Annotated in this window: 12 protein-coding genes (1 of these 12 cut by a window edge); 1 reads left to right on the top strand and 11 read right to left on the bottom strand. The window is 46.1% G+C overall.

Annotated features, from left to right (window positions below; all coding sequences use genetic code 11):
• Nucleotides 1-26: 26 nt before the first annotated feature.
• The 8 genes from rseP to rpsB all read right to left on the bottom strand — a co-directional run bounded on the left by rseP (nucleotide 27) and on the right by rpsB (nucleotide 7,710).
• A complete protein-coding gene (rseP, locus tag ACNKW2_RS07675; protein WP_419148029.1) occupies nucleotides 27-1,379 on the bottom strand; it encodes a sigma E protease regulator RseP in 1,353 nt (450 codons plus the stop codon).
• A gap of 2 nt (nucleotides 1,380-1,381) precedes the next feature.
• Complete coding sequence (gene ispC / locus ACNKW2_RS07670; RefSeq protein ID WP_419148028.1) at nucleotides 1,382-2,572, bottom strand: 1-deoxy-D-xylulose-5-phosphate reductoisomerase; 1,191 nt, start codon at nucleotides 2,570-2,572, stop codon at nucleotides 1,382-1,384.
• The gene (locus ACNKW2_RS07665; RefSeq protein ID WP_419148027.1) at nucleotides 2,569-3,435 is read right to left on the bottom strand and encodes a phosphatidate cytidylyltransferase; all 867 of its coding nucleotides are present in this window, start codon (nucleotides 3,433-3,435) and stop codon (nucleotides 2,569-2,571) included. The genes ispC and ACNKW2_RS07665 overlap by 4 nt, the downstream gene beginning before the upstream one ends.
• A 10-nt stretch (nucleotides 3,436-3,445) precedes the next feature.
• Nucleotides 3,446-4,219, bottom strand: coding sequence for an isoprenyl transferase (locus ACNKW2_RS07660; RefSeq protein ID WP_419148026.1), 774 nt, complete (start codon nucleotides 4,217-4,219; stop codon nucleotides 3,446-3,448).
• A 174-nt stretch (nucleotides 4,220-4,393) separates the two neighbouring features.
• On the bottom strand, nucleotides 4,394-4,915 hold the full coding sequence (frr, locus tag ACNKW2_RS07655; RefSeq protein ID WP_419148044.1) for a ribosome recycling factor: 522 nt from the start codon (nucleotides 4,913-4,915) through the stop codon (nucleotides 4,394-4,396).
• Between the two features lie 115 nt (nucleotides 4,916-5,030).
• A complete protein-coding gene (gene pyrH / locus ACNKW2_RS07650) occupies nucleotides 5,031-5,768 on the bottom strand; it encodes a UMP kinase (RefSeq protein ID WP_419148025.1) in 738 nt (245 codons plus the stop codon).
• 141 nt (nucleotides 5,769-5,909) lie between these two features.
• Entirely contained in the window at nucleotides 5,910-6,761 is an 852-nt protein-coding gene (gene tsf / locus ACNKW2_RS07645) for a translation elongation factor Ts (RefSeq protein WP_419148024.1), read from the bottom strand.
• A 220-nt stretch (nucleotides 6,762-6,981) separates the two neighbouring features.
• Nucleotides 6,982-7,710, bottom strand: a complete 729-nt coding sequence (gene rpsB / locus ACNKW2_RS07640; RefSeq protein WP_419148023.1) for a 30S ribosomal protein S2 — start codon at nucleotides 7,708-7,710, stop codon at nucleotides 6,982-6,984.
• A 284-nt stretch (nucleotides 7,711-7,994) separates the two neighbouring features.
• Here rpsB and map point away from each other — a divergent pair, with 284 nt between their 5' ends.
• A complete protein-coding gene (map, locus tag ACNKW2_RS07635; RefSeq protein WP_419148022.1) occupies nucleotides 7,995-8,786 on the top strand; it encodes a type I methionyl aminopeptidase in 792 nt (263 codons plus the stop codon).
• Nucleotides 8,787-8,884: 98 nt separating this feature from the next.
• Here the strand turns inward: map and ACNKW2_RS07630 are convergent, their stop codons facing one another.
• The 3 genes in view from ACNKW2_RS07630 to ACNKW2_RS07620 are tightly spaced (at most 1 nt apart) and all read right to left on the bottom strand, a layout consistent with a single transcriptional unit that may run on beyond the window.
• Nucleotides 8,885-9,781, bottom strand: a complete 897-nt coding sequence (locus tag ACNKW2_RS07630; protein ID WP_419148021.1) for a hypothetical protein — start codon at nucleotides 9,779-9,781, stop codon at nucleotides 8,885-8,887.
• Nucleotides 9,664-10,416, bottom strand: coding sequence for a thioesterase II family protein (locus tag ACNKW2_RS07625; RefSeq protein WP_419148020.1), 753 nt, complete (start codon nucleotides 10,414-10,416; stop codon nucleotides 9,664-9,666). Before ACNKW2_RS07625 ends, ACNKW2_RS07630 begins: the two co-directional genes overlap by 118 nt.
• Nucleotide 10,417: 1 nt before the next feature.
• Nucleotides 10,418-14,866, bottom strand: partial view of a non-ribosomal peptide synthase/polyketide synthase gene (locus ACNKW2_RS07620; RefSeq protein ID WP_419148019.1) — the final stretch only. 23,127 nt of this gene lie beyond the right edge of the window; 4,449 of the gene's 27,576 nt are visible here — the last part of the coding sequence; the start codon falls outside the window, past its right edge — the gene reads right to left on this strand; its stop codon occupies nucleotides 10,418-10,420.

Raw genomic sequence — 14,866 nt, 5'->3', positions numbered from 1 at the left:
ATGTGCACTCGATAGCACCGCAAGGCCTAAAGCCGAGAAACGTCGTTAAATAGTGCAAAAAACGTTAGCGTCAATAACAGCATAGCGCCGATCTTAAACCCTAACTCTTGTGTCTTTTCAGAGACTGGTTTTCTGCGAATTAGTTCAATTAAGTAATACATTAAATGCCCACCGTCTAAGACAGGGAGCGGTAATAAGTTAAAAACTCCTAGGTTAACGCTGATCAGCGCTAAAAAGCCTAAAAATGCAACTAATCCGTAACTAACACTATTTCCGGCACTTACCGCGATACCGACCGGCCCGCTTAAATTTTTCACCGAGACTTGGCCTGTCAACAGATTGCCAATCATGTCGAAACTGAGCGCTATTAAGTCATAGGTTTTACGAGTGCCAAGCACAATACTATCTACAACGCCGTATTGTCTAGTTTCAATGTAGCCATTTGGCCACTTTTCCATCACTGGCACGACACCGAGGTAGCCTTGAATAATCCCTTCAGGTGACGTTTTAGCTTGGGGTGTTACGGATAGGGTTTGTTGCTGGTTGTTCCTATCGATGGTCAGCGCAAAAGATTGGTTAGCTGATTTTTGCACTCGCGCCACAAACTGCTGCCACGACGTCAGTGGCTCATCATTAATGGCAATAAGGGTATCGCCTTGCAGTAGTCCGGCACGGTCGGCAGCCGCCCCCTCTTCTATGTAACCTAGCTGTAAAGTCAGCGGTGGTCGATAAGGGGTAATACCAATGGAGGTGAGCGGTGCTTCGTCTTGTTTATCTAGGCGCCACTCGTTTAGGCGCAAGGTACGTACTGCAACACTGCCATTTTGCTCTTGTACTTTTGCCACCAGGCTTGGCTCGCCCAAGTGGGCCATCAATTCAAAGGTCACGTCTTGCCACGAATGCACCATTTCATCATCGAGTGCTATAATGTGGTCACCACGGTTAAAGCCCGCCTCTGCAGCGATGCTGTTGTTTTGCACCTCACCTACCACAGGCTTCGCCGATTGCACTCCCACCATGTACATCAGCGCCAATACCACGATCGCAAACAAAAAGTTGGCAATGGGGCCGGCAGCGACAACCGCAATCCGAGACAACACAGGCTTGTTATTAAACGCTAAGTGACGTTCTTGCTCAGGTACCTCATCAACGCGCTCATCGAGCATTTTAACATAGCCACCCAGGGGAATCGCAGCGATGACGTATTCGGTTTTATGTTTGTCATACCACTTAAGCAACGGCTTACCAAAACCAATTGAAAAGCGCAGCACCTTCACCCCTGCTTTTCTGGCAACCCAAAAATGACCGTACTCATGCACTGTCACTAAAATCCCCAGTGCCACAATAAATGAGCCTAAGTGCCAGAAAAATTCAAACATGGTTACCTCATTGCCGTAATAATTTGCTGCGCCTGAATACGAGCCAGTTTATCTGTTTCCATTATTGACTCAAGCGATTTTAATACGCCCAGTTCGCTTTGCTCAAGCGTTTGCGCATTAACACGGTAAATATCCATAAAACCTATTTCACCGGCTAAGAATGAGGCTACGGCAACCTCATTGGCGGCATTCACTGTGGTAGTGGCAGCTTGACCTGCTCGACACGCTTCTATGGCTAAGCGTAAGTTGGGATAGCGAGCAAAGTCCGGCTTAGTAAAAGTAAAGTCGCTCATGCTGGCAAAATCCAGCGGCGCAACACCGGCGTCGATCCGCTCTGGATACGCTAAGCCATAGGCAATGGGAGTACGCATATCGGGCTGTCCCATTTGCGCCAGTACCGAGCCATCTCGGTACTGCACCATCGAGTGGATCATACTTTGCGGGTGGATCACCACCTCAATGTCATCAGCCTGACAGTGGAATAGCCACTTTGCCTCGATAAATTCAAGGCCTTTGTTCATCATGGTAGCGGAGTCGACCGAGATTTTTCGGCCCATGGACCAATTAGGATGAGCAACTGCCTCAGCCACGGTGACGTCTGCTAAGGTATTAATATCGCGCGCTAAGAAAGGACCACCAGAACCGGTGAGGAGAATTTTGCTCACTCCAGAGGGCCGCAACTCAGTAGCCTGACCGCTTTGTATTGCTGACGGCAAGCATTGGTATATGGCGTTGTGTTCGCTGTCGATAGGCAACAAGGTGGCACCATGGGCCTTAACCTTATCCATAAACAGCTGACCGCTCATCACCAAGGATTCTTTATTGGCCAACAGTACTTTTTTTCCGGCTTCAACAGCCGCTAAGGTGGGGATCAGGCCTGCGGCTCCAACAATGGCCGACATGACAATATCCACCTCTTCGTGGGCGGCCAGTTCTGCCATGGCCTTTTCACCACTTAACACTGTGGTCATAGAGCCTGACAGCATTTCTTGCAGCTGTTTTGCCGCCGCAGGTGAACTCATCACCGCAAATTTCGGCTGGTGTTGCTGACATAATTCAGCCATTTTGGCCGCGTTTTGCCCTGCAACCAAGGCAAAGACACAATAGCGCTGTTGATTGCGGCTCACCACATCCAGTGTTGATAAGCCAATTGACCCGGTTGCACCTAGTACCACTAAAGATGCTGGCTTCATAGAGCGACCGTCCACGCGTAACAAAAAGCAAAAATAGGCGCCGCAGCAGTAAGGCTGTCGATTCTATCTAAAATACCGCCGTGACCCGGTAAACAGCGACCGGAATCTTTTAAACCGACTTCGCGTTTAAACATGCTTTCGAGTAAATCGCCTACCGCCGAGAATAACGCGATAACTACCGTCATAGCGCCATACATCAGCCACTTGGTGCTTTCGATATCAGCGAAGTAACAAAACGCCACAACAAAAACCACAGCGGTCACTAAGCCACCGACGAGCCCTTCAATGGTTTTGTTAGGGCTAACGTTGGGCATCAGCTTGTGTTTGCCTAAGTTTTTGCCTGCAAAGTAAGCACCAATATCGGCACTCCATACAATACCCAGCACCACCATAATTAATACCGAGCCGATGTGCTCCCCCTCATGGTAACCTGCGCTGCGCATTACATTAAGCGCCAACCACAGCGGCACTAGGGTCAATACGCCGGCAATTGAGCGCATCATGATGCCCTCATTCCATGCCCGTGCTGCGCGCGGGTATTTAACGACCAACACCGTGGCCACCAGCCACCAAGCAAACGCCAAAGTAAATACATAGTTGGCATCAGCGACTAATTTACCCTGCTGCCACAGCGTTTCAATTGGCCAATGACTGTTGAGTAGCGCTATCAATACTGCCATCACGGCAACAAAGCCAACCCGCTGACGGGTTTGAGCAAGCCCTGCCAGTGCTGACCATTCCCAGGCGCCTAGTAATACGATTAAAGCGGCAATGGTACTAAACATGCCAAGCGGTGTATAAAACACCAAAAGTAAAGCCAGTGGCGCCAATACCGCTGACGTTAAAATACGTTGTTTTAACAAATTTGAACCCTTAACTTGTTGCGTCTTTCTCTGCTAGGAGCTGTTTTATTTGCTCACCAGTGCAGCCGAAGCGCCGCTCCCTGGAAACATAACAAGCAATGGCTTCAGAAAAGGCTTGTTCATCAAAATCTGGCCATAACGTGTCTGTAAAGTAGAGCTCAGCGTATGCCGCTTGCCACAGCAGGAAGTTACTAATGCGATAGTCTCCTCCGGTACGGATCAACAAATCAAGGTTTGCCTGATCGGCCATGGTCATATTGGCTGATAACGCTTCTTCAGTAATATCACTTGGCTGTAATTCACCCTGACTTACTTGTTCAGCAAGTTGTTGAGCAGCTTGAGTGATATCCCAGCGACCCCCATAGTTGGCAGCAATGTTTAAGTTAAGCCCTGTATTGCTTTGGGTCAATGTCTGGGCTTCTACAACACGTTGCTGGAGGTTTGCTGGAAAGCGAGAAAGGTCGCCTATAATGGTTAGTTTTACGTTATTCTTATGTAATTTCTTTACTTCTTTAGACAGCACATAAATGAATAGCTCCATTAATGTGCTGACTTCATCTTCTGGTCGACGCCAGTTTTCACTACTAAAAGCAAATAGAGTCAGAGACTCCACGCCCAACTTGGAACAAAATTGCACAGCGCTACGGACCGAGTCAACCCCTTTCTTATGACCGAAGGCGCGAGGGCGCCGACGAGCTTGAGCCCAACGACCGTTACCGTCCATTATTATTGCAACGTGTCTTGGCAGTGATTGCTGCGAAATAACCTCTGCTTTTAAAACCATAATTCCAGTTTAAGTGAAAAAAAACGCCGTCTAGTATACCCTAGACGGCGCTTCAAACCTAATAAATTTGTCTCTGTACCTAGCTTGTAAAAAGCTAACTGCTCATAAACAAAACAGATTTTGTTGCTGTCATGTCATCACAGCTTTGCTTCGTATTAGCCAAGCAATCGGCGATTAGATTTCCATTAATTCTGCTTCTTTGGCGCTCAGTTGGCTGTCCATTTCTTTGATGTGCTTATCAGTCAGTTTTTGGATCTCATCTTCTGCCTGGTGCGCTTCATCTTCAGAGATTTCTTTGTCTTTTAGCAATGCCTTAATATCGCCATTAGCGTCACGACGAATGTTGCGCACAGCAACGCGACCGCCTTCAACTTCGCCACGTACAATTTTGATTAGGTCTTTACGACGCTCTTCTGTTAATGGAGGCAATGGTACGCGAATAACGGTACCAGCAGACATTGGGTTTAGGCCCAGATCCGATGACATGATTGCTTTTTCTACCGCTTGCGCAAGCGACTTATCAAATACACTAATCGCCAGCGTACGCGAATCTTCAGTGGTTACGTTTGCTACTTGGTTAAGCGGCGTATCGGCGCCATAGTATGACACTGTGATACCATCGAGTAACGCAGGGTGCGCACGACCTGTACGGATTTTAGAAAGTTGGCTTGAAAGTGCTGTTACACTTTTTTTCATGCGCTCTTGAGCGTCTTTTTTAATATCTTCGATCACAATACTTTCCTAGTCTGTTCTTGCTTTTAAATATCCGTCACTTGCATCAAAGCAAGCAACGGTAAAGTGTTCATTACGATTATTCTTTTGCCTGAGAGGTGATTAATGTGCCCTCTTCCTCACCCATGATGACATTCTTAAGCGCACCCGGTTTATTCATATTGAATACGCTGATAGGCATATTGTGGTCACGTGCTAGCGTGAATGCCGCTAAGTCCATCACTTTAAGTTCTTTATCAATCACTTCATTATAGGTTAGATCGCGATAAAGTGTGGCATCTGGGTTTTTCACTGGGTCATCGCTGAATACGCCATCGACTTTGGTGGCTTTGATAACCGTGTCTGCTTCAATTTCAATGCCGCGTAAACAAGCTGCAGAGTCGGTGGTAAAGAATGGATTACCAGTACCGGCAGAGAAAATCACCACGCGGCCAGATTTAAGTAGGCTAATCGCCTCGGCCCAATTGTAGGCATCACATACGCCATTAAGCGGAATAGCTGACATTAAGCGGGCATTTACGAATGCACGGTGCAGCGCATCACGCATTGCCAAGCCATTCATGACGGTTGCCAGCATGCCCATGTGGTCGCCGACCACGCGATTCATGCCCGCTTCGGCCAGTGAACCACCACGTAAGAAGTTACCGCCACCGATAACCAAACCCACTTCTACGTCGAGTTCTACTAACTCTTTGATCTCTTGTGCCATGCGATCCAAAACTTTAGGATCGATTCCGAAGCCTTCATCTCCCATTAAAGCTTCACCACTAAGCTTTAAAAGAACGCGTCTAAAAACAGGTTTTTTATTGATAGTCATAATTTCCGGGCCAATTAAAAGTGAGGTAAAAAATAACCGCGCTTATGCGAGACATAATTGCGCGGTTATTTTAGAGAATTTTCAGCATTGACGCAAAAGCTAATATCAGCTTTTGCGTCAATCGACTAATCACTTAGGTGATTACTCGCCTTTCGCCGCAGCAACTTGTGCTGCAACTTCTGCTGCGAAGTCTTCTTCTTTCTTCTCGATACCTTCACCTACTTCTAGGCGAACGAATGAAGAAACAGTCGCGTTTTTCTCTTTAAGGTATTCACCAACTGATTTTTTCGGTTCCATGATGAAAGCTTGACCAGTAAGAGAGATCTCACCAGTGAACTTCTTCATGCGGCCAACAACCATTTTCTCAGCGATTTCAGCTGGCTTGCCTTCGTTCATTGCGATGTCAACTTGAACCGCTTTTTCTTTTTCAACTACTTCTGCTGGTACGTCTTCTGGGTTTAGGTACTCAGGCTTAGAAGCAGCTACGTGCATTGCAACGTGCTTAAGTGTTTCTTCGTCAGCGTCACCAGCTACAACAACACCGATACGCTCACCGTGACGGTAAGAAACTAGCTTGTCGCCTTGGATGTAAGAAACACGACGGATGTTCATGTTCTCACCGATTTTAGCAACTAGTGCAACACGCGTTTCTTCGAATTTAGCTTGCAGTTCTTCAACTGATAGTTTTTCAGCTACAGCTGCGTCAGCTACTTCGTTTGCAAAACCAAGGAAGCTTGCGTCTTTTGCAACGAAGTCAGTTTGACAGTTAACTTCTACTAGTGCAGCAAAACCTTCGCCTTGCTTGATGATGATAGTACCTTCTGCAGCGATGTTACCCGCTTTTTTAGCAGCTTTAGCAGCACCGCTCTTACGCATGTTCTCGATTGCTTGATCGATATCACCGCCAGTTTCAGTCAGTGCTTTTTTACAATCCATCATGCCAGCGCCAGTGCGCTCGCGAAGTTCTTTTACTAGGGCAGCAGTTACAGCCATTAGAATATCCTCAAATCTGAATTCAGTTTTTGATAAAACCAACATCTTGTTGGTTAGCTATCAAATTGAGTGATGTGTCTCTCAATTTGATATAAATCCGTTATCTTTCAAGGTCTGCTTGGCAAACAACGGGATAAGCAGTTAAGCGCTTATAAAGAATATCAAGTCTTCATCGATGGTTTGATGAAGACTTGATGACAGCTAATACCTATTTAGGTAATTACTCAGCTTCAACGAAGTCGTCGTTCTCAGCTTGAGCAACGATGTTGCTCTCACGACCTTCAGTGATAGCAGCAGCAACTGCTTTAGTGTAAAGCTGGATAGCACGGATAGCATCGTCGTTACCAGGGATAACGTAATCAACGCCATCTGGGTTCGAGTTAGTATCAACAACAGATACTACTGGAATACCTAGGTTGTTAGCTTCGCGGATTGCGATGTGCTCGTGGTCAGCATCGATGATGAAGATAGCGTCAGGTAGACCGCCCATATCTTTGATACCGCCTAAGCCTTTTTCAAGCTTTTGCATTTCACGAGTAAGCATTAGCGCTTCTTTCTTAGTCAGCTTCTCAAACGTACCGTCTTGGCTTTGAGTCTCAAGGTCTTTAAGACGCTTGATTGATTGACGAACTGTTTTCCAGTTAGTCAACATACCACCTAACCAACGGTGATTTACGTAGAACTGCTCACTTTGGATAGCCGCTTCTTTAACTGCTTCGCTTGCAGCGCGCTTAGTACCTACGAAAAGGATTTTACCTTTGTTTGAAGCAACGTTCGATAAGAACTTAAGAGCGTCGTTGAATAAAGGTACTGTTTTTTCTAGGTTGATGATATGAACGCGGTTACGTGCACCGAAGATGAAAGGCTTCATCTTAGGGTTCCAGTAACGTGCTTGGTGACCGAAGTGAACACCAGCTTGAAGCATATCGCGCATTGAAACGTTTGCCATTGTATATTTCCTCTAATAAGTTAGGGTTAGGCCTCCACATATCCCATAGCACCAACACGAAGTTTTTGAAACTGCATGCACCCAAGTGTATGTGTCGATATGTGTGTGTGTTAATATTAATAAATAAGTGTGTTGTCTTAACTACAAACATTCAACTTCACCCAGTGACGAAGAATTATTTGTAAAAAGACGGCGCGCTTTATACCATATATAAAGAATTAACTCAATCTTATGCGTAAAATTTGTGCATAATAAATGTTCATCTAAATTGACTTGGAGTCTAAATGAGTGCAGTGATCAAAACCCCTGAAGAAATCGAAAAAATGCGTGTTGCCGGGCGTTTAGCCGCGGATGTACTGGAAATGATCGAGCCGTATGTTAAGCCAGGGGTGACCACCGACGAATTAAACACCATTTGTCACAATTACATTGTTGATGAGCAAGGCGCGGTTCCTGCACCACTGAATTATCATGGCTTTCCGAAGTCAATTTGTACTTCGGTTAACCACGTCATCTGTCATGGTATTCCCAACGATAAACCGCTAAAAGAAGGTGACATCATCAATATCGACGTCACTGTGATCAAAGACGGTTATCACGGTGATACCTCGAAGATGTTTTACGTTGGCAAGCCCACCATTCAGGGCAAACGCTTAAGTGAAATTACCCAAGAAAGCCTTTACCTTGCCATTAAAATGGTTAAGCCAGGCGTGCGCTTAGGCGATATTGGCGCTGCCATTCAAAAATACGCAGAGAGCTTTAACTACTCTATCGTACGTGAATACTGCGGCCACGGCATTGGTAAAGAATTCCACGAAGATCCTCAGGTAATGCACTATGGCAAGCCTGGCACCGGCGAAACCTTGAAAGCTGGTATGTGTTTAACCATCGAACCCATGGTCAATGCCGGTAAACGCCAGTGTAAGCTACTTAAAGACGAATGGACGGTGGTTACCAAAGATCGCAGTCTCTCGGCTCAGTGGGAGCACACCTTGCTCGTCACAGACAACGGTGTGGAGATCTTAACGCTACGCAGCGATGAGACCATCGACCGTATTATTGAGCACAACGACTAAGTATGTCGGCACTTTGTAAGAAAGCTGCATGCCAATAGCATGATAAAAGAAGTCAGCACCATGCTGACTTCTTAAAATCCCCTTATGCAGTAGCTGGATCAGCTCTCACAGTGCGTTAGCTCAGGTTGATAAAGCTTCGCTGCAGCCGCCTGCATTTGCTTTTGCAGTTTTGCCTCAACTGGCGCTGTCGTTGTTACTGCCAACTCAGTGGCAGGTGTATCTATAATACCCTGAGCCAGTACCAACGCAGCCAAAAATGCACCTTTATCGTTGGCATGATTACCATCCATTGCATGCAACGTAATGCGCTGCTGCTGGAGAAAGTCATCCCAGACCAGGCCTACAGGTGCCACACACGCCCCAGATTCCTTGGCAATCCCAGCGTAAATGTCGTGCACATACTGAGCCTCCCAGTGACGTCCTCTTTGCCCCCACTCAGGAAACATAACCACTTTACTACCATGCTCCTGCGCAAGCCCAACTAGTTTCTTCGCCTCTTTTGTTGAATAGAGTTTTCTACGACTTTGTGAGTATTTTTGTGCTTGTAAGACAACGTGAGTGAGTGCATTGTTTTTCAACATTTTACGGCTAGGACCATGATTCCAACGCTGGTCCAAAAATAAAATACCAGGTGCTAATTGATAGTTTACTGTGAGCTCAGGATCAGTTGCTTCAATAATACCTTTTACGTACTCGGGCACACTGTGTCGCTTGGTGTGGCTATTGCCCATATATAAAATAGTTAGCTGTGATTTATCCATTTGATTTTTATCATCTCCATCAATAACTTGTGCATTTGTTTTTGCTACTAAACACCATAATGTAGTGACCAAAGTAGCCGCCATGATACGTTTTTTCATTTCTTTTCTCCTTGCGCTTAGAGTGGCATGATCCGCGTTAATAAATTGTCTATCAGCGATTGTTTTTGTTGATGTACAAAAAAGTGCCCTCCTTGTATTGCCTGCAGTTCGGCCTTGGGCAGCAACTGCTGCCAAGGCGACACCTCTGATGGCCCAATGTCTTCATCCTGCGTGCCATAGAACAACGTACATGGTTGCGATGCTAAAACAGATGTTGGTTCAGCTGACATGTAGTCAAAACCATGTTTGAAATCACTGCGCAACATCGGCAGCAAGAGTTCCAACAACTGCTGATCCGCCAGTAATGCTTCTGGGGTACCACCCAACTCTCGTATAGCCTGACAAAAATCATCATCATTTAGCACATGTAAAGGCTCTCGACAAAGCGCTTTTTTGGGCGCAGCTTTTGCACCAATGAATAGATGTTTGCAATTGTGCAACTGATTTGTCATCGCCAATTGCCGTGCCATTTCATATGCATAAAGCCCTCCGTTGCTATGACCATAGATATAGAAGGGCCGCTCAAGTGCCCTGCTGGATTCTTGGATGACATTGGTAACTGCCTGCTCAATGCTGCTATCAAAAGGCGAGCCAAAACGTGCACCTCGGCCCGGTAGATTGATAGCGATCACCTCAATGTTGTGTGCTTGAAAGTGTTCAGGCCAGTCGTAATAAATGCCACTGCTCCCCCCTGCGTATGGAAAGCAAATGATCCGTGCGCAGGGGTTTACTAAGGGTTTAGGTGTAAAATAGTACTTTTTCTCTAACATCTTATAACCACCCACTTTCTTGGCTTTGTAGCAGCTCATCCACTTCTTCGGCTAAACTGGCAATGTCACCTAAATCAAATAGGTCTGCAACCCCCAACTCAAGATCAAAGGTCTCATTAATAGCCGAAATTAATTGCATAGCCAGCAGCGAATGACCACCTAACTCAAAGAAGTTACTTCTCGTGCCTACGCGGTCAAGCTTCAACATTTGGCCCCATATCTCTGCTAACTGCTGCTCCGTTTCTGTTTGCGGTGCGGTATAACGATCCACTTTGCACTCCTGCAGTGTCATTGCAAGTAAGGCTCGGTCATCCCGCTTGCCATTAAAGTTAACAGGCATGGTGGCTGTTAGAGCATAGTGAGTTGGTATCATATAACTTGGCAGCTCGGCGCGTACCTGCTGCCAAATGCCTTCCAGCTCACCTTCAGAATGCTCTGGGTGTAAGCATAGATATGCACACAATAATGGCTGTGCATGATCAACTTTATTCACCAACACCGCAGCTTGGCGAACAGCTGAATGCAATTCAAACTGCCGTTCAATTTCTTGTAGCTCGACCCTGAAGCCACGAAGTTTAACCTGATTGTCTTTACGCCCTTTAAAATCAATCTGTTTGTCCATCGCCACTCTCGCCATGTCGCCACTACGATAATAGCGATATTGCCCCTGCTTATCCTGGACAAAAGCAGCATTGGTGGCTTCAACGTTGTTTTGATACCCAGTTGCCAAATTTGGACCATGCCAACACAGCTCACCAACGAACCCTTGCGGTAAAGGCTTTCCGTGGCGATTTCTTATCGTGTGTTGGGTGCCCGCAACAGGCAGACCGATTGTCACCTCTTGTTCGTCAGGGATGTCTCTAGGAACTTCGCAATAGCTTGATATTACACTATTTTCTGTTGGCCCGTAGGTGTTATACACGGTTACGTTCGGATCCTGCTTAAACAAACGCTTGACCGCTTTAGTCGGGAAAACATCGCCGCCAATGATAAGGTGTTTAAGCCCTGAGGCTGCTGTTAATTGCTCACACCAAGGCTCAAATAAAGCGGGGGTGATCAATACGGTATTTACTTGATGCTCCTTGATGACCGTTTCCAGCTTATCAATTTCAACATGACGACCAGGGTAAAGTACGACTGAACCACCATGAACTAACGGTGACCAAACTTCCAAGACCGCCGCATCAAAAGCCAACGAAAGTAGCTGCAACATTCTGGTGTTACTATCAAATGATGCCATAGACAGTTGTGAGAGCATCGAATAAATGGCGCCGTGACTCACTTGCACTCCTTTAGGACGGCCCGTGGTGCCAGAGGTGTAAATGATGTATGCCAAATCTCGTGCTTCTATGTCCGTTGCATGAGGCACAGCTGCAGTCATATTTGGCAATTCTGTCAGGGTATAACTGCGACTAGCAAATTCCATATCAAATACCTCAGCTTTTAATACCAATTTGCATTCGGCATCAGACACAATATATTGCAAACGCTCTTGTGGCGCCGTGGGGTCGAGTGGTACGTAAGCGGCTCCAGATTGCATAACCGCCAGTTGCGCTACTACGAGCTCGACTGAACGATCGAACATGACGGCGACAGTGTCCCCTTTGCCAATGCCCAACGCCATCAGCTGACCTGCAACTTTTTCTGCTCTCGCACACAGTTGAGCATAACTCAGCGATTGCGCTTGGTGGATCACAGCGACATGATTACCATCAGTTAGTGCACGAGCTTGTATGGCCGTCACAATGGATTGTTGCTCTTTTATTTGCCCTACAGGCAGTTGAGCAGCGTCATCAGCACACAACTCATGCTCAGCCAGAGGTTGTTCAGGGACAGCCACTATCGCTTTTAATAACCTATTCAATGCCTCAGCAGCAATTTCGATACTCTTTTGCTTGAACAAGTCTTTGCAATAACCCCATGTAAAGTACAATCCAGATTCAGACTCATGTGCGGTTAGAGATAAGTCAAACTTCACTTCTGACTCTGCTGAACGCTGTACCTCTTGCACCTCAATGTCACCGAGTTTGTGTTCCACTTGCTCATTATTTTGTAAAACAAACAGCACTTGAAATAGCGGGTGATAAGCCGTGTTACGCTCTGGTTGTAATTGTTCGACTAACAGCTCAAATGGCATATCCTGATGTGCTTGAGCGCCTAAATGCATCTGCTTGGCATCATTCAGTGCCTCAATGAAGCTCTCGTCACCAGTAATTTGGTTACGCAATACCAGTGTATTCACAAAGAAGCCGATCAAGTCTTCAACATCTCTGTGTGTACGGTTAGCCACCACAGTACCCATAACAATGTCTTCCTCGTTACTCCAGCTACTCAATAAGGCAGCGAACGCGGTTTGCAAAGTCATAAATAAGGTGGCTCCTTGTTGCTGAGATAGCGTTTTAAGAGCAACTAACGTCTCTTTATCAACCTCAGTGCCAACAAAATGTCCACGATGTGATTGCCTTTTTGGTCTAGGATAATCCAGTGGGATACTGTGCACTGCAGGACAACCCTCAAGTTGTGATTGCCAGTACTGACTGTGATTATCCAAGACTTCACCACTTAACCAATTGCGCTGCCAGGCGGCATAATCGCGATACTGCACTTTAAGTGCGCTTAGCTGCGGTGCTTGGGCGTTGCGGAGTGAATCATACACTGCTGACAATTCTTGCCAGAATCGAGCAATAGACCAACCGTCGCAAATCACATGATGGAAGACAAAGTTGACGAGGTATGTATCGCTATCAACCGCCGCCAGATGTACCCGGAACAAGTTATCACTATTTAAGTCAAATGGTCTTGTTGACGTTGAGACTAACCATTGCTCAATGGTAGCGTCGTCATGGCTACTCAACTCCTCAATAGTGAGGTCGACAGCCACTTCATCGGCTGTGTACTGTAACAAGCTATCTGCTAACACAAAGCGAGTTCTGAGGCTTTGTTGACGCTCTATAATCAGTTCGAGAGCTTGCTTAAATACGGCTATATTTAAAGCGCCATTGAGCTGATAAGGGTAAGGCATATTGTACAAGCTTGAATCTGGGTTTGATTTAGCAATAAACAACAGCCGTTGCTGCGCATACGATACCGGTGATGGCTTGGTATCTGGCAGTGCTGTAATATGACTCATTTCGGGCGCTGTAGATAGCTCTGATATCTTCGCGCTAAATTGCGCTAAGGTCGGAGCTTCAAAAATACAACGCACAGGCACCTCCAGTTGTAACTCATCTCTGATCCTAGAAACAAGTTGAATGGCCAACAACGAATGACCACCCAGGGCAAAGAAATTATCATCTAGCCCCACTTTTTCCTGCACTAATAGCCGTTGCCAAATCTGCGCTAATGTTTGTTGTAGCTCAGTTTCTGGTGCACGATAGCTCGATGAAGACTGCCAATGAGGTTGTGGCAATGCTTTACGATCAATCTTACCACTCATGTTCAATGGTAGTTGCTGCAAGGGCATCCAAGCTTTAGGCACCATATATTCCGGTAGACTCGCAGCCACATGTGCCACTAAACTCGACTCCGATATTGACTCAGCAGCACAATAGTACGCAACCAAAATAGCTTGACCTTGGGGGTCTTGTTTAATGACTACGCACGCTTGCGTCACTGCTTGAAGTTGCTGTATGCACGATTCAATCTCTGCTGTTTCTATACGATAGCCATTCAGTTTTACTTGACCATCATTTCGCCCGAAGTACATCACGGTACCATCATTTTGCCATCGTACTAGGTCGCCAGTCCGGTACATTCGCTGTCCTGGATTGCCATATTCAGGGAGGTATCGCGTTTTAGTTTGTTCGCTGGCATTGCCTAAGTAACCTAATGTCACCCCCTCACCAGCGATGTACAACTCGCCAATAGCACCAATAGGAGCCAATGCTTTATGTTGGTCTAAAACGTATAGTCGAGTATTGTCAATTGGGCGGCCAAGCGCTATTGCAGCACCTTCGGGCTGAGTAGTTACTTCATTGAAGCTACACCCTATAGTGGTTTCAGTTGGGCCATAATGGTTATAAACACGAGCGTTTGGCAATAACCTTTTTATTTCTTCATAGGTCCGTGTTGTAAACTCTTCCCCGCCCATCATCAGAGTATGTTGTTGCGCTATAGGTTGTGTTAGTTGCGACATTAACACGGCGATTTGAGTGGGAGTCACTTTAATATAAAGCGGTACTTGACTCTCACTCAATATCTTTGCCGAGCTAAAGTACAAATTATCACTATTAGCAATGTACACGGTTTTACCACGCAATAATGGCAGGTAGATATTAGGTATAGTGCCGTCAAAACTCACTGAGCTCATTAATACTGAGCCATGCAGATCCGTTGTAAAGTAGCTATTGAGTGCCTGAGCTAAATAATTAGCAATATTTCCATGACTGATCATCACTCCTTTGGGTTTACCCGTTGAGCCGGAAGTATATATCACGTACGCAGGCATTAG

Source organism: Pseudoalteromonas 'SMAR', assembly GCF_048515945.1.
Taxonomy (GTDB): domain Bacteria; phylum Pseudomonadota; class Gammaproteobacteria; order Enterobacterales; family Alteromonadaceae; genus Pseudoalteromonas.
The sequence above is the reverse complement of the archived record's forward strand: the minus strand, read 5'-3'. Positions and strand labels throughout refer to the sequence as shown.

Bases quoted from the DNA above. Each gene is read 5' to 3' on its own strand.
- pyrH (WP_419148025.1), bottom strand. From the start codon at position 5,768: ATGACTATCAATAAAAAACCTGTTTTTAGACGCGTTCTTTTAAAGCTT.
- ispC (WP_419148028.1), bottom strand. From the start codon at position 2,572: ATGAAGCCAGCATCTTTAGTGGTACTAGGTGCAACCGGGTCAATTGGC.
- ACNKW2_RS07625 (WP_419148020.1), bottom strand. From the start codon at position 10,416: ATGTTAGAGAAAAAGTACTATTTTACACCTAAACCCTTAGTAAACCCC.
- rpsB (WP_419148023.1), bottom strand. From the start codon at position 7,710: ATGGCAAACGTTTCAATGCGCGATATGCTTCAAGCTGGTGTTCACTTC.
- ACNKW2_RS07660 (WP_419148026.1), bottom strand. From the start codon at position 4,219: ATGGTTTTAAAAGCAGAGGTTATTTCGCAGCAATCACTGCCAAGACAC.
- tsf (WP_419148024.1), bottom strand. From the start codon at position 6,761: ATGGCTGTAACTGCTGCCCTAGTAAAAGAACTTCGCGAGCGCACTGGC.
- frr (WP_419148044.1), bottom strand. From the start codon at position 4,915: ATGAAAAAAAGTGTAACAGCACTTTCAAGCCAACTTTCTAAAATCCGT.
- map (WP_419148022.1), top strand. From the start codon at position 7,995: ATGAGTGCAGTGATCAAAACCCCTGAAGAAATCGAAAAAATGCGTGTT.
- rseP (WP_419148029.1), bottom strand. From the start codon at position 1,379: ATGTTTGAATTTTTCTGGCACTTAGGCTCATTTATTGTGGCACTGGGG.